At 41.0% G+C, this 18546-nt stretch carries 14 protein-coding genes and 3 pseudogenes; 14 read left to right on the forward strand and 3 right to left on the reverse strand.

Going from position 1 to position 18546, the window contains the following annotated elements; all coding sequences use genetic code 11:
* Positions 1-131 precede the first annotated feature (131 nt).
* Positions 132-1529 (forward strand): class II fumarate hydratase, encoded by a 1398-nt coding sequence (fumC, locus tag FHG64_RS01950; protein WP_139064836.1) that lies wholly within the window; start codon positions 132-134, stop codon positions 1527-1529.
* Between the two features lie 72 nt (positions 1530-1601).
* On the opposite strand, the pseudogene ccsA reads toward fumC, so the two are convergent.
* Positions 1602-4855: pseudogene (ccsA, locus tag FHG64_RS01955) on the reverse strand (cytochrome c biogenesis protein CcsA).
* A gap of 121 nt (positions 4856-4976) precedes the next feature.
* On the opposite strand from ccsA, the gene FHG64_RS01960 reads away from it, so the two are divergent.
* From FHG64_RS01960 to FHG64_RS02000, 10 genes are all read left to right on the forward strand, one after another.
* Complete coding sequence (locus FHG64_RS01960) at positions 4977-5738, forward strand: Rossmann-like and DUF2520 domain-containing protein (protein WP_139064837.1); 762 nt, start codon at positions 4977-4979, stop codon at positions 5736-5738.
* On the forward strand, positions 5722-6243 hold the full coding sequence (locus tag FHG64_RS01965; RefSeq protein ID WP_139064838.1) for a KdsC family phosphatase: 522 nt from the start codon (positions 5722-5724) through the stop codon (positions 6241-6243). Before FHG64_RS01960 ends, FHG64_RS01965 begins: the two co-directional genes overlap by 17 nt.
* A complete protein-coding gene (locus FHG64_RS01970) occupies positions 6240-6566 on the forward strand; it encodes a DMT family transporter (RefSeq protein WP_139064839.1) in 327 nt (108 codons plus the stop codon). The genes FHG64_RS01965 and FHG64_RS01970 overlap by 4 nt, the downstream gene beginning before the upstream one ends.
* Positions 6567-6575: 9 nt before the next feature.
* Positions 6576-7490, forward strand: a complete 915-nt coding sequence (locus tag FHG64_RS01975) for a geranylgeranylglycerol-phosphate geranylgeranyltransferase (protein ID WP_139064840.1) — start codon at positions 6576-6578, stop codon at positions 7488-7490.
* A gap of 4 nt (positions 7491-7494) precedes the next feature.
* Positions 7495-8094: a Maf family nucleotide pyrophosphatase gene (locus tag FHG64_RS01980; protein WP_139064841.1), complete on the forward strand. Its 600-nt coding sequence runs from the start codon at positions 7495-7497 to the stop codon at positions 8092-8094.
* 21 nt (positions 8095-8115) lie between these two features.
* Complete coding sequence (locus FHG64_RS01985) at positions 8116-9012, forward strand: septum formation inhibitor Maf (RefSeq protein WP_139064842.1); 897 nt, start codon at positions 8116-8118, stop codon at positions 9010-9012.
* Positions 9012-9551 (forward strand): mechanosensitive ion channel domain-containing protein, encoded by a 540-nt coding sequence (locus FHG64_RS01990; RefSeq protein ID WP_139064843.1) that lies wholly within the window; start codon positions 9012-9014, stop codon positions 9549-9551. Before FHG64_RS01985 ends, FHG64_RS01990 begins: the two co-directional genes overlap by 1 nt.
* Positions 9552-9623: 72 nt before the next feature.
* Positions 9624-11447: a PIG-L family deacetylase gene (locus FHG64_RS01995; protein ID WP_317133583.1), complete on the forward strand. Its 1824-nt coding sequence runs from the start codon at positions 9624-9626 to the stop codon at positions 11445-11447.
* Entirely contained in the window at positions 11447-12112 is a 666-nt protein-coding gene (locus FHG64_RS19850; protein ID WP_317133584.1) for a hypothetical protein, read from the forward strand. The genes FHG64_RS01995 and FHG64_RS19850 overlap by 1 nt, the downstream gene beginning before the upstream one ends.
* Positions 12113-12221: 109 nt before the next feature.
* Entirely contained in the window at positions 12222-13919 is a 1698-nt protein-coding gene (locus tag FHG64_RS02000; RefSeq protein ID WP_139064844.1) for a sodium:solute symporter, read from the forward strand.
* Between the two features lie 365 nt (positions 13920-14284).
* Here the strand turns inward: FHG64_RS02000 and FHG64_RS02005 are convergent, their stop codons facing one another.
* Positions 14285-15130: a DUF2911 domain-containing protein gene (locus tag FHG64_RS02005; protein ID WP_139064845.1), complete on the reverse strand. Its 846-nt coding sequence runs from the start codon at positions 15128-15130 to the stop codon at positions 14285-14287.
* Between the two features lie 123 nt (positions 15131-15253).
* Here FHG64_RS02005 and FHG64_RS02010 point away from each other — a divergent pair, with 123 nt between their 5' ends.
* The 3 genes and pseudogenes from FHG64_RS02010 (at position 15254) to FHG64_RS02020 (ending at position 17752) form a co-directional block, all read left to right on the forward strand.
* Positions 15254-15736: an SRPBCC family protein gene (locus FHG64_RS02010; RefSeq protein ID WP_139064846.1), complete on the forward strand. Its 483-nt coding sequence runs from the start codon at positions 15254-15256 to the stop codon at positions 15734-15736.
* Between the two features lie 16 nt (positions 15737-15752).
* Positions 15753-16449, forward strand: a pseudogene (locus FHG64_RS02015) (SDR family NAD(P)-dependent oxidoreductase).
* Positions 16449-17752, forward strand: a pseudogene (locus FHG64_RS02020) (cryptochrome/photolyase family protein). Before FHG64_RS02015 ends, FHG64_RS02020 begins: the two co-directional pseudogenes overlap by 1 nt.
* A 12-nt stretch (positions 17753-17764) precedes the next feature.
* Here the strand turns inward: FHG64_RS02020 and kdsB are convergent.
* Entirely contained in the window at positions 17765-18511 is a 747-nt protein-coding gene (kdsB, locus tag FHG64_RS02025) for a 3-deoxy-manno-octulosonate cytidylyltransferase (protein WP_139064847.1), read from the reverse strand.
* Between the last annotated feature and the right edge of the window lie 35 nt (positions 18512-18546).

The raw sequence follows: 18546 nt of genomic DNA on the forward strand, positions 1-18546 counted from the left end.
AGAAAAAAATATTTCCACTTTCAACCTGCTCTTATCCTTGAAGATAATTGAAAACATTTCAAAAATTTGTATATAAATTAAAGCATTAAAAAATGTGAAAATGTAAATTTGTATTCTAATCTTAATAAATTATGGACTATCGTATAGAGAAAGACACCATGGGTGAAGTTAAGGTTCCTTCGAATAAACTTTGGGGAGCCCAAACCGAACGTTCAAGGAATAATTTTAAAATTGGCCCGGCAGGTTCCATGCCTTTGGAAATAGTGTATGGTTTTGCATACCTCAAAAAAGCTGCTGCATTTACTAATTGTGAACTGGGGGTTCTCCCGGTAGAAAAAAGGGATTACATAGCGCAGGTTTGCGATGAGATCCTTGAAGGAAAACACGATGACCAGTTCCCACTGGTAATATGGCAAACAGGAAGTGGTACTCAAAGTAATATGAACCTAAACGAGGTGATTGCCAACCGTGCCCACCAGCTTGCGGGGAAAACTATTGGTGAGGGTGAAAAGACCCTGCAGCCAAATGATGACGTAAATAAATCGCAATCGTCCAATGATACATTCCCTACCGGGATGCATATTGCTGCTTACCACAAAGTGGTAAAGGTGACTTTACCGGGGGTTAAGAAACTTAGAAATACCCTTAAAAAGAAATCGGAAGAATTTCGTGATGTTGTAAAAATAGGACGCACCCATTTTATGGATGCCACTCCCCTAACCCTGGGACAGGAATTTAGCGGGTATGTTGCCCAACTGGATTACGGGATCAAGGCCCTGGAAAACACCTTACCTCACCTGGCAGAACTTGCGCTTGGAGGTACTGCAGTGGGAACAGGACTTAATACTCCCAAGGGGTATTCCAAGAGGGTAGCCGAATTTATCGCAAAGTTCACAGAACTACCATTCACCTCGGCTCCCAATAAATTTGAGGCTTTGGCGGCACATGATGCCCTTGTGGAGGCTCACGGGGCTCTAAAACAACTTGCAGTTTCTCTTAATAAAATAGGTAATGATATAAGGATGCTTGCCTCTGGCCCAAGAAGCGGGATTGGGGAAATTAATATTCCTGCCAATGAGCCCGGTTCTTCAATTATGCCCGGCAAAGTAAACCCAACCCAATGCGAAGCTCTAACTATGGTCTGCGCCCAGGTTATGGGGAATGATGTGGCACTAAGTGTTGGAGGGATGCAGGGACAATTTGAGCTTAATGTATTTAAACCTGTAATGGCCGCAAACTTCCTGCAGAGTGCTCAATTACTAGGTGATGCCTGTGTTTCCTTTGATGAACATTGTGCACAGGGTATAGAACCAAACCACCAGCGAATCAAGGAACATTTGGATAATTCCCTTATGCTTGTGACTGCTCTAAATACAAAGATTGGTTATTACAAAGCTGCAGAGATTGCCAATACAGCTCATCAAAACGGCACTACCCTTAAGGAGGAAGCTGTAAACCTTGGTTATGTGACCAAAGAGGAATTTGACGAATGGGTGCAACCCAAAGATATGGTGGGAGCATTAAAATAAACCTTTTTACACTTTATTAGATATAAAAAATCCTGCCGGTCGGCAGGATTTTTTTATGTAAACAGGATTAAATTAACTTTTTTCCTTCACCGGTTTCACCTTTGGCTTCTTTGATTTTTTGCTGTAGTACATATCATATTTCCAGTAAGATAAAGCACCTAATACGGCTACTACTGCAATTGAATAATACACGAAGGTGGGGGTGATAACCTTATCACCACTTGCATAGGAGTGAAGTCCTGCCAGGTAAAAGTTCACACCAAAATAGGTCATTAAAATACTGGCGAAAGCAATTATTGCCATAAGGTTAAAGAACCACCTGCTCCTTAAGCCCGGCACCAGTCTCATATGAATGACAAAGGCATAAACCATAATACTTACAAGTGCCCAGGTTTCCTTAGGATCCCAGCCCCAGTAGCGGCCCCAGCTTTCATTTGCCCACTGGCCTCCAAGGAAATTCCCGATTGTCAACATAACAAGGCCAACGGTAAGAGCCATTTCTGTAATGATGGTGATCTCCTTAATATTTAATTCCATCTTGGCCTTGTTTCTGTCATTGGTCATGATCATTAAGAGAAGGGCTACTGCTCCAAGGATCATCCCCAGCGTGAATGGGCCATAACTACCTACAATTACAGAAACGTGTATCATTAACCAGTAGGAATCCAGTACAGGCTGTAAATTGGCTATAGAAGGATCCATCCAGTTCCAGTGAGCGATCATTAATATCATTGCTGTCACAAATGCAGTTGAAGCTATGGTAAGATCACTTTTTCTTCCAAAGGCCAATCCAAAGAACATCGTTGCCCAGGCAACATAGATCATAGACTCATATGCATCACTCCAGGGGCGTGCCCTGAGATATACCATCTTGCTGCAAGTCCAAGGGTGTGCAGAATGAAAAAGAGCAAAAGTATAATTGCACTTGATTTTATTAAGATATTTATAAGTTTGGAATCCTTGAATATTTGAACTATCACCAGGATTAGCATAATTAAACCACCAAACAAATACATGCTAAAGAGGTTTCTAAAGATATCATACTTGTTATAAAGTACCTCTGCATCTATTTTTTGTTGTGAGGGCCTCACTTCACCTCCAAATTTCTTTTGGAAACCTACGATGCTTTCCAGGAGTTCGTCTGCCCGCTCATAGTCCCCTGTCTTTCGTGCCTCCCGTAGAGTATTCATATAAATTGGCAGGATTTGCCGCACATATACGGAGTCCATCCCCTTAAAATTAGACTCGGCCACTTTGGTATAGGACACCCAGGTATTGTTCTCATCTTCAGGGATAGGAAATATTCGCAACATTTCCCCCTGTAGGGCATAGAATAATAAATTCACCTTCCTGTCTGTCTCAATAAAGTCTTTTTGAAATTGATTTGGAACAGCCGCTTTATAGGCTCCTTCGAGGTGTGGTGATAATTTATAAACCCCGGTCCTGTCAAAGAAATCTGTCATTGCCAGGTATTTTTGATCTTCAGGAACACCTGTAATATGCCTTATGCTATCATTATTGGGTTTCACGTAGATCATTGGTGCATTATACCAAAGTGCAGGATTTTCAGTCATAGATATAAGCACCTGGTCGGCATTAAGGCCTTCGTATTTATCTTTCTTACTAAGCTTCCGCAGCAATTCAGATGAAAAAGTATTGGCAGGCTTCATTCTACCACCTGCATCTTGTATTACCAGCTTTCCAAATTTGGCAGCATGTTCTGCACTTACAGCAGTGGCATTTATAATGGAATCCACCTGTTCCTTACTTGTCCTTATATGACCATGTTCCGGTTCCTGTTCCTCGGTTACCGGTGCAGAGGCCGGTATCGTATCCTGTACCTGGGCAAAACCAAAAGAGGTAAACAGCAACAATGCCGCGGCAGTGGATTTTAATTTTGCTTTCCTTGCCTTCACCTTTTCCAGCATTTCCTTTAATTTTCCAAACCTGCTTCCTTTATCAAACAGGATGAGCATCAACCCCAGGTATAAAAGTGTATAGCCTATATAAGTGATCCAGGTGCCCCAATAATCGTGGTTCACAGAAAGTACCGTTCCTTTTTCATCGGGATCAAAAGACGCCTGGAAGAACCTGTACCCTGCTTTATCCAAAACATGGTTCATATAGATCTCGTATGGCCAGCTTTCCCCGTCCTCCTCAAAAACCGTTACTTTACTTTTATATGAAGAGTAACTGGGGGTGGGGTTATTTTCTGTACCGGGATATTTTTCAGCAATAAAATCATCAAGCCTCATACTAAAAGGCAGCTCCATTTCCTTGGAACCATAACTTAAATACACCTCGAGGCCACCCACTTCAATTTGTTGTGGAGGATTCACTATTCCCTTGCCTCCAAGCATACTTACGGTAGTGGCTTCGCCGCCAGAAGTTACCTTAACCGTAACAGCACTGGACTGTCCCTGCTCCTTTGTTTCTGTAGGGATGATATCATAGATCCCACGAGCGACCGGCTCGGGAACCACAAATTGCATTCCTCCAAGGTTGTACAGAGAGCGCAGTTGAAAAGGCTGAAGGCTGTCTCCTTTAACTTCTCCCTCATACTCATCTGCCATTCTCATATAGCTTCCTTCAAAAGGCGTATCAATCTTATAGGTTCCCTCCTCTTCGTCAACCACAAAATTAATAGCTCCTTCTGTAGGCTTATTATAGGCAAAGAGAACATTATGGATATTTGCAACATCTCCTTCCTTTAAGTAATGCTCGTGCCTTCCACCGTCACCGGCTTCAACAATTTGAATGTAATTGTCACCACTTTCACTTAAAATAAGGCCTTCTTCTGCCCAGTGCAAATAGTTAACTACCTCAATTGTCACGGGTTGCCCATTATAATCTGTATGGATTGTAACATCATTCTCGGTTTCAGGAGCCAGAAGAACAGGTTTTTCTATTACCCTGCGCCTGGGCTCGCCGTTTATTTCACCATCAAGGTAAGCAGTGAGATAGGTTTTTTCTGAAAGGAAAGTGTTTGTAGTTTCCCCTTCCCTTATTGGCATTATGCCCTCATAACTTATATATCGGGTAACAAAGGCCCCAACAAGGATAAGTACAAAAGAAAGGTGGATTAAAAGAGAAGACCATTTTTCCCTTTTGTGTAGATTATAACGATAAATATTACCGGCGAAATTGATTACAAAAAAGACCATAATTGCCTCGAACCACCAGGCATTGTAGATCATAATCCTGGCAGTTTCAATTGTATACCAGCTTTCTATAAATGTTCCAAGTGCCATGGCAATGGAAAAGACAATGAACAAGACTGCCATTATTCGGGTAGAGAACAAGACAGACGCAATTTTATTCTGCATTATGATTACTTTAAATCGGTGCAAATTTAACGAAATTTAAACATTTAGCCGTGCTTATTCCCGCGCAAAACCGGCAGACAAATGTTAATTTTAATCGGCGTTTTTTTGGTATTTTAGCCGAATGAAGAGCATCGTACTATTTGGAGCCGGGAATGTTGCAACGCATTTATTCCGGGCTTTTGCTGAAATCGAGGATTATGAAGTGATACAGGTCTATAACCACCGGGAAAAAAGCCTGGAGTTTTTCAAGGAAAAAGTTCCTGTAACCACAGATTTTACCGAAGTTTTTCCCGCAGATATCTACCTTTTCGCTCTTAAGGATGAAGCAATATCGTTACTTGCAGACCGGGTGCATTACCGGGATGCCCTTATGCTTCATACATCTGGCGCCACTCCTTTGGCAGCTTTTGAGAGTTTTGAAAAGGCGGGAGTTTTTTATCCCCTGCAAACCTTCAGCAAAAATAAACCAGTTGATTTTAAAGAAATTCCTATTTGCATTGAGGCAAAAAATGAGTCGCAGCTAAAAATGACAGAACAACTGGCACTAAAGATCTCTCCGGCCGTTTATAAGATAAATAGTGAACAAAGAAGATCCCTTCACGTGGCGGCAGTGTTTGTAAGTAACTTTGTGAATTTTTTATATTCCCAGGGCGAGCAAATTTGCAGGCAAAATAAGATTCCCTTTGAGATCCTGCATCCACTCATAAAAGAGACAGCTTTGAAAATAAAAAATTTAAGCCCTTTTGATGCCCAAACAGGTCCGGCAAAACGAGGAGATAGTGATGTGATTAACGAACATCTTGGATTATTAAATGAGGACCAAAAAACAATCTATAACCTCTTAACCAATTCTATAAAGAAACTTCATGGAAAAGAATTATAAAGAATATCTTAATCACATAACCACCTTCATCTTTGATGTAGACGGGGTACTTACAGATGGCTCCATACAGGTGAGCACAGAGGGTGAGTTGCTGCGTACTATGAACATTAAAGATGGCTACGCCTTAAAAACTGCTCAATTGGCCGGATTCCATGTTTGTATCATTTCAGGAGGAAAAAATGAAGGTGTAAGAAAACGCCTTCGGGACCTGGGGATCACAAATATTTACCTGGGTATCAACGATAAAGTGGAACAACTCGATGAATTCTTTGATATTTATGAAATTGACCGCGAAAATGTCCTTTATATGGGTGATGACATCCCCGATCTTTATGCCATGAAAATGGTTGGCATGCCTTGTTGTCCACAGGATGCAGCTGCAGAGATCAAGGAGATAAGCCGTTATGTCTCCCACAGGAAGGGTGGAAAAGGCTGTGTGCGCGATGTAATTGAGCAGGTATTGAAAGTACAGGGCAAGTGGCTCACCAATCACAGTGCTTTATGAATTGGGTATATCTTGTAATAGCAGGCTTATTTGAAGTAGGATTTGCGTTTTGCCTGGGAAAGGCAAAATTTTCCTCGGGTACAACTGCCACCTGGTGGCTTGTGGGTTTCCTCTTATCCCTCGCAATAAGTATGGCTCTTTTATATAAGGCTACACAAACCCTTCCAATAGGTACGGCATATGCAGTTTGGACAGGAATAGGTGCCGTGGGCACCGCTTTGCTTGGGATATGGATCTTCAAGGAACCTGTTCACTTTTGGCGATTGTTCTTTCTTACCACCCTAATTATTTCCCTTGTAGGACTAAAATTTGTTTCTCATTAAATTCTATTAATGTTTCTTTCCCTTCTAAAGCTAATAAGGTTTCAAAATCTTTTGCTCGTAATAGCCTGCCAGTTCTTAATTAAATATGCTCTTTTTGAAAGCTTCGGGATAGCTGTAACTCTGGGTGCATTCGATTTTTTCCTGCTTTGCCTGGCAACGGTTTGCATAGCGGCAGCAGGAAATATTATTAATGACCTTTATGATGTGGAGACAGACAGGCTCAATAAACCTCACCGGCAAGTGATCCCGTCCAGAATTTCAGAAAAATTTGGGTATAATCTATACCTTATTCTCACTGTCACCGGGGTGGGCATTGGTTTTTATCTATCCAATCTCATTGGCCGCCCGGGATTTTCAGCTATATTCATCATAATTTCAGCCCTTCTTTATTTGTACGCTACGTATCTAAAGCAAGTGATCCTGGTGGGCAATATTATTATAAGCCTGCTGGTAGCAATGGTAATCATCATTGTTGGATTATATGATCTTCTACCAGCCATAACCCCTCAAAACCAGAACACCCAGGCAGTTATATTTTCCATACTGCTGGATTATGCTACTTTTGCTTTTATGATCAACCTGCTGCGGGAGATGGTCAAAGACCAGGAAGATGTTACAGGGGATTATAATACCGGCAGGAACAGCCTTCCAATAGCTGTGGGCCGTTCCCGGGCAAATAAGATCATCTTTGCCCTAGGGTTAATTCCACTTGCCACAATTATATGGTATATGTATGAATACCTTTTTACCAATACCTATGCGGTGATCTATGTGCTTATTCTTATTGTGGGGCCCCTGCTTATTTTTGAGGTGAACCTGTTAAACGCAAAGAAGAAGATCCATTATGCGAGGTTAAGCTTGTTATTGAAAATAGTTATGGCACTGGGATTGCTTTCCCTGGGTCTTTATCCTTTTATAATATAATTTCATGCTGAAAGACTTACTTAAGAATTATCATATTATTCTTGCTTCGGGCTCTCCAAGAAGACACCAGTTCCTAAAAGAATTGGATATTCCGTTTATTGTTAGGACCAAACCGGTGAAAGAGGTCTATCCTGAAAACTTGAAACGTGAGCAGATAACCAATTACCTGGCACAGCTTAAAGCTGAAGTGTTTCTGAAAGAATTAAAGGACAACGAGATCCTCATCACAAGCGACACTATTGTATGGCACCAGGATAAAGCCTTAGGAAAACCGGAAACAACTTCAGAAGCCTTTAAAATGCTGGAATCTCTTTCAGGAAAAACCCACGAAGTGATAAGCTCTGTGACCTTCACTACCAATGAGCTGCAGGAAACTGTAAGCAATGTCACTAAAGTTACCTTTAAAGAACTTACAAAGTTTGAAATTGATCATTATATAATAAATTATCACCCCTTGGATAAAGCCGGGGCCTATGGTATACAAGAATGGATTGGGTTGATTGGGATAACCCATGTGGAGGGAAGTTATTTCAATGTAGTTGGACTGCCAACTCATTTGGTTTACAGATGTCTTGTTGATATCGCATCCGGTAAAAATTTGTAATTTTAATCAAAACTTTACAAAATGTCTTTCCATCCCGCTCTCAGGTTTTTCTTACTCTTTTCAGGTATTCTTTTATCTGGTTGTAAAGGCGGGGACACCGGCGAATCTATCCTGCCAGAAAGGGAACTGTCCCAGGATTTCAAGGATTACTGGTTTGCAGGGGAAGCTGAAATAACTTCCTATGACCTGTTGCAATACCGGTATGGAGAACCCAGAGAAGGAGAAGCAGCCCTCATTTTTGTTACCGAAGATTTCCTTAAAGAGGAACAGGTAAAAGCCAATCGAAAAAGTGAGAATTCTGTACCCGTATTAAAACTAAATGCCACTAAAAATTTCCTTACCGGAATTTATCCCTATTCCATCATGCAAAGCACATTTTATCCTTTGGAAGGGAATTCCCATGCCCTTAAGGTCACTGCTTCCATACAGGAATGGTGCGGGCAGGTTTATATGCAGCTTAATAACAGGAATAAGTATGAAATACTTTCACACTCTTATTTTGAAGGAGAGGAAGACCAGTTTCCTTCCCTGTCACGATACCACCTGGAAAATGAGGTTTGGAACCAAATACGCATAGACCCTCAATTGCTTCCTACCGGAAATATCAAGATGATCCCATCGTTTGAATATATAAGACTGGCCCACATCGAGATAAAAGCTTATGATGCTTTCGCGGAATTTTACATGGATAAAGGCCTATCTGTATACCGCATTTCATATCCAAAGCTTCAAAGAAAACTTCTTATTTATCATCACCCTGTCTTTCCACATCCAATTGAAAAATGGGAGGAGGTTTCTCAAAGGGATGGGGAGGAAGTACGATCTACTGCAACAAAAAAATCCAGGCTTAAAATTGATTACTGGACCAGGAATTCCAATAATGATTTACCTTTGCGCGACAACCTGAAACTAAATTAATGTACGATTTCCTTACCACCTACAGTACACAGCTAGGTAAGACCATAGCTATTATAGTTATTCTGGTCTTATTGCAATTTATCCTCAAGCAGGCAGCTCATAAAGTGGGCAAAAGAACTGAAATAAACATAACAAGGACCAGGTTAATGTTTAAGTACATTAATATCCTCATCCTTTTGATCGCCTTTTTCCTTTTTTCCTTTGCCTGGGGAATGGACCTGGGTGATCTTTCCCTTATCTTTTCTTCTACGTTTGCGGTCATAGGGGTAGCCCTTTTTGCTATTTGGTCCATACTTAGTAATATCACCTCCGGGATCATCATGTTCTTTTCCTTTCCATACAGGATAGGAGATAAAATTAAGATACATGATAAAGACATGCCTATAGAAGCTGTGATCGAAGATATCAGGGCTTTTCATTTACACTTAAGGACAGATGACGGCGAACTTACCACCTACCCCAATAACCTAATTCTTCAAAAAGCGGTGACTTTGGTGCAAAAGGATGTCTACCTCGATGAAGGTAAGGACAGCTTGTAAAAGAAAAGATTAAAAGTTCTCTTACAATCTTAAAGTTCATATATTTGGGAGGTTGACAACAATTTTTTGTAAATGCGAAAATTTTTATTCCTCCTTTTCTCACTGACTTTCTTTTTTGCCCCGGCACAAAGTCCTAAAAAATTAAATTCTGCTGAGATCCATCAGGCTATAAAAAAACTGAATTTCCTGGGATCTGTCCTCTATGTTGCCGCACATCCAGATGATGAAAACACCCGGCTCATTTCATATTTTTCAAATGCCGTACATGCCAGGACTGCCTATCTCTCAATCACCCGCGGGGATGGTGGTCAAAATCTTATTGGCCCTGAACTCAAAGAACAACTGGGTCTAATAAGGACACAGGAACTTCTTGCAGCCAGGAATATTGATGGCGGGGAGCAGCTTTTTACCCGCGCCATAGATTTTGGCTACACCAAGACCCCACAAGAGGCTATGGAATTTTGGAACAGTAATGAGGTCCTGGGGGATGTGGTTTGGGCAATAAGAAAATTTAGGCCAGATGTAATTATTAACAGGTTCAACCACCGTACAGCAGGAGAAACTCACGGGCAACATACCGCCTCTGCCCTGCTTGCTATGGATGCATTTGATCTTGCGGGAGACCCTTCTACTTTTAAAGATCAACTGGAATATACCACGCCCCACCAGCCTAAGAAATTATATTTTAACACCTCTCCCTGGTTTTATGGAAGTGAGGAAGCTTTTGAAGAAGCACTGGATTCTACATTTCTTGAATTTGAAACAGGAGTTTACTTCCCGTTATTAGGATTATCCAATCCCGAAATTGCGGCGCTTAGTCGCAGCCAGCATCAATCCCAGGGATTTGGCAGCACAGGGAGCCGGGGTACCCAAAAGGAATACCTGGAAATGATAAAAGGGGATCTTCCTGCAGGAGAAACTTCTGTATTTGAAGGGATAGATACTTCCTGGAACAGAGTAAAGGGAGGAACAGAGATTGGAAAGATACTGGAAGCTGTGGAGAAGGAATATAATTTCGAGGATCCCGCGGCGAGCCTTCCGCAGTTAATAAAAGCATATTCCCTTATCCAGGGATTGGAAGACCAGTATTGGAGGGCATTGAAACTGGAGCAAATTAAGGAGGTCATTGCTGCCAGTGCAGGCTTGTTCCTGGAGGCAACTGCACAAAATCCAGGCGCGGTACCTTCAGAAGAAATAGAATTAAATTTTGAAGCTATCAATCGAAGTTCCGGTGAAATGAGGCTTACTAATATCAGCCTTCAGCCAGGAGACAGGGAAATGCAGGTAAATGCTCTTTTGGCCAATAATGAATCCTGGAAAGATACTTTCTCACTTCCAATTCCTGCAGATATTGATTATACCAGTCCTTACTGGCTAAAGGAAAAAAGCGGCCCGGGAAAATACAGGGTTAAAGACCAGACATTGATTGGTCTGCCTGAAACTCCACCCAGTATAACAGCCACTTTCCTCATTGAAATTTCTGGAACAGCAATTCCATTTACCAAAGAGATCGTTTATAAATTTAATGATGCCGTAGATGGAGAGGTATACCAGCCATTCGAGATCGTTCCCCCGGTTTCAGTAAAAATAAGGGATGGGGTCATGGTTTTTGCTGATACTGCTTCCAAAATTGTTCCTGTAACTGTTTACGCAGGAAAGAGTAATGTGAAAGGTGTTCTTAGCCTGCAGGCCGGAAAGGGCTGGAAGATTGAACCTGCCTCTTCGCAAATTGCAATTCCGCAAAAAGGAGATGCATATACAGTGAATTTTAAGGTCACCCCCCTGCCGGCCAGAGCGAAACACTCCTGGAACCTATACTGGATAATAACGGAAAAAATTATTCCAATGAGCTGGTACACCTCACATATCGTCATATACCAAAGCAAGTCATGGTGATGCCTGCAGCTGCAAAAATGGTGAAATTGGATATTGAGAAAAAGGGGCAGCGTATTGCTTTCATCGAGGGTGCAGGAGATGTGATCCCTGAAAGCCTTGAGCAAATAGGCTATGATGTGCAAAGAATTCATCCAGATGCAATAAATGCCGCTACTCTTAAAAACTATGATGCCGTTATTCTTGGAATAAGAGCCTACAATATCCTGGAGCAGTTAAAATACAGGCAAAAGGAACTTCATGAATATGTAAAAAATGGTGGAAACCTAATTGTGCAATACAATACCAACCGTGGACTGGTGGTGAATCCTATTGCGCCTTTCAAATTACAACTATCCCGTGAAAGGGTGACTGAGGAAGATGCCGAAGTAAGGTTTCTGGCTCCTGATCATCCGGTTTTAAATACTCCTAATAAGATCACCGCAAAGGATTTTGAGAACTGGGTACAGGAAAGAGGATTGTATTTCGCAGGAGAATGGGGCCCGGAGTTCACACCAATTTTAGCAATGAATGACACTAATGAGCCTTCAAGGGAAGGTAGCCTCATGATTGCAAAGTATGGGAAAGGAAATTATATTTATACCGGCATAAGTTTCTTTAGGCAATTCCCTGAAGGGGTTCCCGGAGCATACCGTCTTTTTGCAAATTTGGTCTCTTTAGGAAAATAAGATGAAGAAGCCTGAAAATTACATCTGGAAAAAATCATACACCTGGGTATTACTTGCCAATGCTATATATGTATTGATCTTTTACTTTCTAATGAAAATCTTTACATAAATGCAGCCAATAGACTGGATCATCCTGGCCGGCACCCTTATTTTCATCGTAACCTATGGAGTTTATAGGACCCGGGGGCAACAGGACGTGCAGGATTATATTCGTGGTGGAAATACAGCTCAATGGTGGACCATTGGACTTTCTGTCATGGCGACACAGGCTAGTGCAATAACTTTCCTTTCTACCCCTGGACAGGCATATCACGACGGGATGGGATTTGTACAATTTTATTTTGGATTACCTATTGCCATGGTAATCATATGTATGGTCTTTATCCCTATTTATCACCGCCTTAAAGTTTATACCGCCTACGAATATCTTGAATCGAGATTTGATCGCAAAACACGATCCCTCACTGCTATCCTGTTTCTTATCCAAAGAGGCCTCTCAGCCGGGATCACCATCTTTGCCCCTGCCATCATACTCTCGGCAGTATTGGGCTGGAACCTCAATGCGCTCACTATTCTTATTGGGGTACTCGTGATCATATATACAGTCTCAGGAGGAACAAAAGCGGTAAATGTTACTCAAAAACAGCAAATGGCTGTGATCTTTGCCGGGATGTTTACAGCTTTTTTCCTGATAATAAGTTATCTCCCCTCCAATATTACCTTTAACAATGCTCTCGAAATTGCCGGAGCCAGCGGTAAAATGGATATTCTGGATTTCTCTTTTGATCTTTCAAACAGGTATACTTTCTGGAGTGGGATCATTGGAGGTACATTCCTGGCCCTCTCCTATTTCGGAACAGATCAAAGCCAGGTACAACGCTATCTTACGGGAAGGTCCATGAGGGAAATGCAGCTGGGATTGGTCTTTAATGGTTTGCTGAAAGTACCTATGCAATTCTTCATTTTACTGGTAGGGGTAATGGTTTTTGTCTTCTATCAATTTAATCAATCCCCGCTTAATTTTAATCCTGCTGCAGAGGAAGCTGTACTCGCCTCCCCTTATGCCGATGATTATAAAAGCCTGATGGCAGAAAATCAAAATTTGCAACAACAGCAACAGGAGATCACTATTGGGTTTGGGAAAAATATACAAACCTTAGGCCAACAGGAAAAAAATGAGTTCAAAGCAGAGCTCCTGGAACTTAATAACAGGGAAAAGGAGAACAGGGAAAAAGCCAAAGGCCTAATTAGAGCCGCGAATAATAAGGTCGAAACCAATGACAAGGATTACGTTTTCATACATTTCATCCTTAACAATTTGCCACGCGGACTTATAGGACTTTTACTGGCAGTGATCCTATCTGCAGCCATGTCCTCAACAGCTTCAGAGCTTAATGCCCTTGCCTCTACAACTACCATCGACCTCTACAAGCGTAATATGACTGAAACAAAAAGTGAGGAACATTACGTAAAGGTTTCAAGGATTTTTACCTTCCTATGGGGGTTAATTGCTATTGCATTTGCCAGTTTTGCTAATTTATTTGACAACCTTATCCAGCTTGTAAATATCATTGGTTCTATTTTTTATGGAAATGTGCTTGGCATCTTCCTGCTGGCATTCTTTATAAGATACGTTCAAAGCAACGCGGTATTTATTGCCGCCCTTATAACCCAGGTATTGGTAATCCTGGTATATTATCTCGAAGTAATGGAGTTCCTCTGGTTAAACCTGTTTGGATGTGCCCTTGTAATTTTGCTGGCTTTGATACTCCAAACGATGATCTATTCTCCAAAGAAAGTCCAATAAAACAGGAGATAATTTAATTCTTAACCATTGTTTTCCGATAAAAGAGTCTAGACCGCTTCCGCTGCTGGAATTTAAAACCTTGACTAAACTATGTCAATGAAAAACAGCGCTATACCCAATTCTAAAAAGTGTGGATTTTCCTAACTATTTTAGTGTTCAAAACCACCCCTTGTTGAGGTTGAGGTAACCTTAGGCTATATATATCAAGGCGTAATGTAAATTCAAATCGTAGGATACCAATAACACAATTACGAATAAAATCCTTAGCTGAAGATTTTCCTTTTTTAATCGTATGATAAGAATGGAGAAGGCTTTAAAAAGAAAAACCTGCTCGGGGCAGGTTTTTCTTTTTATGTAGTAGCAAATTAATTGGCTTCCCATTCCTTTATGGAATCCTGGTTCATCTTCACATAATCTGCATTATTAGCTTTTTGAGCCATTTCCAGTGACTTCTTTGCTGTAGCGATAGCTTCCTTCTTCATTCCAAGATCTGCCTGAATAAGGGACTTTTTGCGTAGCATCCAGAATGGAGCATTACCCTGCATTTCAATGGCTTTATTCACCCATTCCAGCGCCTTCTTATTATCCTTTTTGGTATCGTGGTAATAAGAACCCGCCGCGAAATAATCGTTTGCTGAAGGGCCATTCATTACTTTTTCTATACTTGCCATAGTCTTGGCATCTGTAGGAAATTGTATTGGCAGGGATGCAACAGTATTTTCCCATACGATATTCAATACAGCTGAATCATTTTTTAGATCATCAAAAAAGATAGTAAAAGTTTCCATAGGAAAAGGTAACTCGGTCACCTCTGCGTTGGCTTTTAAAGCTATCTTATCCTCCTGCCAGTTTTGAGGAACACCCCAGTTATCTGCTTCCTTATAAAAGATCACCTCCCAGGATTGTTTATTGGGTATGGTATATAATCCATAAGTACCTCTTGGCAGTTTTTGGGAGCCAATCTCCACATCGTCACTAAAGGTGATCTTTGTGTTGGAGTTGGCACCTGTTCTCCAAACCTCGCCGTATGGCACCAGATCGCCAAATATTTGACGGTCCCTCATCCCGGGACGTGAATATTCAAGTGTCACATCGGTAAGTCCCACCTTTTGTTCAACCTTGGTGAAAGGGCTTGGCTGTGGGGCCTGTATTTGTGCAGTCGCACCTAAAGAAACAAGGCCGGCAACCAGCAATAAAACTATTCTTTTCATATTATTGAGTTTGGTTTATCAAATATAAGCATTCGTCAATTAAAAAGATCATCAGGAAAATTATTTTTGTTTAACATTTCTATAATTAAATTAAACATTTTTATAAGTAACTTTACATAAAAAATGAAGATATATACACTCCACACCCTGCAAAAGCTTCCTTTGTCATTGAAGGAGGCGTGGGATTTCCTCTCAGACCCCAGGAATTTAAAGACCATAACACCAGATTATATGGGCTTTGATATCATTGGGGGAGCAGACCGTCACATGTATCCCGGTCAAATTCTCCAGTATATAGTTACCCCGGTTGCAGGAATAAAAACTAAATGGGTTACAGAGATCACCCATGTAAAGGATATGGAATACTTCGTAGACGAGCAGCGTTTTGGCCCGTATGCATTATGGCACCATAAACATTTCCTTAAAGAAATAGATGGTGGGGTGGAAATGGAAGATATTGTTGATTATAAACTTCCATTAGGATTTTTAGGACAGGCAGTGCATCCATTTTTAGTTAAACCCAAACTAAAGGAAATTTTCGAGTACCGCCAGGAGAAGCTTATAGAACTCTTTGGGAAGTATGAGGGTGCCGACTCTAATAAATAATTTAAACAAAACAATTATGAAAAAGAATATACTTATAATTGGAGGATCGGGAGGTATTGGGTTGGAAATAGCCAAAATACTTGCTCCTGAAAATAATGTAATAATAGCTTCAAGAAGTAAAGGAAACCTGGAGGAGCTGGATGTAGCCTATCATTCATTCGATGTTTTGAAGGATGATATTAAGGACCTGGATCTTCCCGATTCAATTGACGGGCTGGTTTATTGTCCCGGAAGTATTAATCTAAAACCTTTTAAAATGCTGAAAATTGAAGCATTTGAGGAAGAAATGAATCTCAATTTCTTTTCACTTGTAAAGGTGGTACAGGGACTTTTGCCACACCTTAAAAATGCGGACTCCCCCGGCCTCATATTTTTTAGCACTGTCGCAGTCCAGAAGGGCATGCCTTTTCACACCAGTGTTGCAGCTGCAAAGGGGCCATCGAAGGGTTTGCAAGATCCCTGGCGGCAGAGTATGCTCCAACCTTCAGGGTAAATGTAATCGCGCCTTCTTTAACCGATACCCCCTGGCAGGAAAATTACTGTCCAGTGAAGATAAAAGAACGAAAATGGCAGAGCGTCATCCCCTCCAACGAATAGGGAGTGCGAAAGATATAGCAAATATGGCAGAATTCTTACTTTCATCAAAAAGCAGCTGGATGACTGGACAGGTGCTTGGAGTAGATGGAGGACTCTCCAGTTTAAATATGAATTAATGAGTGACAAAGTTTCCATATTCTGGTTTAGAAGGGACCTTAGAATAGATGATAATGTGGGTTTCCTTGAGGCTCTCAAAGGAACTCAACAAGTTTTGCCGATTTTTATTTTTGATACAGAGATCCTGGGCAAATTGAAAAAGGATGATTCGCGGGTAAGCTTCATACATGATCAAATTCAGAAAATAAGAAAGGAATTGCAGCAAAAGGGCAGTTCTTTGGCTGTATACCACGGGAAGCCGCTTGAGATCTTTAAGGACCTGGCAAAAAAATATAATATCCTGAAGGTTTATACTAACAGGGACTATGAACCTTATTCCAGGCAAAGGGATGAGGAAATAAAAGATTTCTTAAGTACAGAAAATATTTCGTTTAAAACCTTCAAAGACCAGGTGATCTTTGAGCAGGATGAGATAGTAAAAAAAGACGGCGATCCTTATGTAGTTTACACCCCATATATGAAATTATGGAAGGAGAAATTTAAAGAAACAGATCTTAAGGTTCATTATACCAGTAGTCACCTGGACAATTTGGTTCAAAACACCAGGCTGCCTAATCTTAGCCTGGGAGATATAGGTTTTGAAAGATCAAATCTTGAAATTCCAGATTACGATGTGTCCCCACCTTAATAGCCGATTATGAGAAGAAAAGAAATTTCCCTGCTAAAGATGCGACCTCACGCCTGGGAGTCCATTTGAGATTTGGAACTGTGGGCTTAAGAAAGATAATTAAAAAAGCTAATACTGAAGAAAATAAAACATTCTTGGAGGAATTGATTTGGAGAGAATTTTTTATGCAAATACTCTATCACTTTCCAAATACCGTTACAGAAGCTTTTAAACCCAAATATGATCGTATTGACTGGCGCAACAATGAAGGTGAATTTGAAAAATGGAAAGAGGGAAAGACCGGTTACCCCCTGGTAGACGCAGGGATGCGGCAACTAAATACGATTGGCTTTATGCATAACCGGGTGAGAATGCTTACGGCAAGTTTCCTGTGTAAGCACCTTCTTATAGACTGGCGCTGGGGTGAGGCCTATTTTGCTGAAAAATTACTGGATTATGAAATGGCCTCCAATGTAGGGAACTGGCAATGGGCTGCTGGCAGCGGTGTAGATGCCGCCCCTTATTTCAGGATCTTTAACCCTACTACTCAAATTGAGAAATTTGACAAAGAAAGGAAATATATTAAAGAATGGATCGGGGAAATAGATACCAATGAGTATCCCGGTGAAATGGTAGACCATAAGGAAGCCCGGGAAAGGGCATTATCTACTTATAAGTCGGCATTAAACGGGTAACCGGGCCTGGCTCTACTTTTTTATTAGTTTTTTGGCCTTTTCAAGATCCTCCGGGGTGTCAATCCCTATGCCTTTAAAATCTGTTTCTACCATTTTTATGGTTTTTCCATATTCAAGATAACGTATGCATTCAATCTTTTCTGTAGCCTCAAGAGGCAGCATAGAAAGCTTGGAAAAATCCAATAAAGCCTGTTTCCGGAAGGCATAGACTCCTATATGTTTGAAATAGGTAACGCCACTTTGGTTATCCCTTGGATATGGTAGCGGAAATCTTGAAAAGTATAGAGCAAGATCATCCTTATTTGTGATCACTTTCACGTTATTGGGATTGGTGATCTCTTCACTGTCGCTCATTGCCGTCTTCAAAGATGCCAGGTCTATCTTTCCTTCAGGATCATTGTCGAAAACCTGCAGGAGTTTCTCCAGGCTCCTGTGATCTATCAATGGTTCATCCCCCTGTACATTAAGCACGATCTCCACATCCAGGTCCTGTACGGCTTCCGCTATCCTGTCACTTCCTGTTTCGTGAACCAGTTTACTCTTTATAGCTTTTCCTCCAAACTTAATGATCTCTTCAACGATTATATCACTATCTGTAACCACATACACCTCTCCGAACAACCCGGTATTTAAGGCAGCCTCATAGGTTCTTCTTATAACCGTTTTACCATTGAGGTCCTGCATAAGTTTACCAGGGAAACGTGAGGCTTCATATCTGGCAGGGATCATTGCTATGATCTTTTCTTTAGGTATCTTCATATTGTGTCTTTGGTATGATTGTTAAATTTTGCAAC

It is taken from the genome of Antarcticibacterium flavum (assembly GCF_006159205.1).
GTDB lineage: Bacteria > Bacteroidota > Bacteroidia > Flavobacteriales > Flavobacteriaceae > Gillisia > Gillisia flava.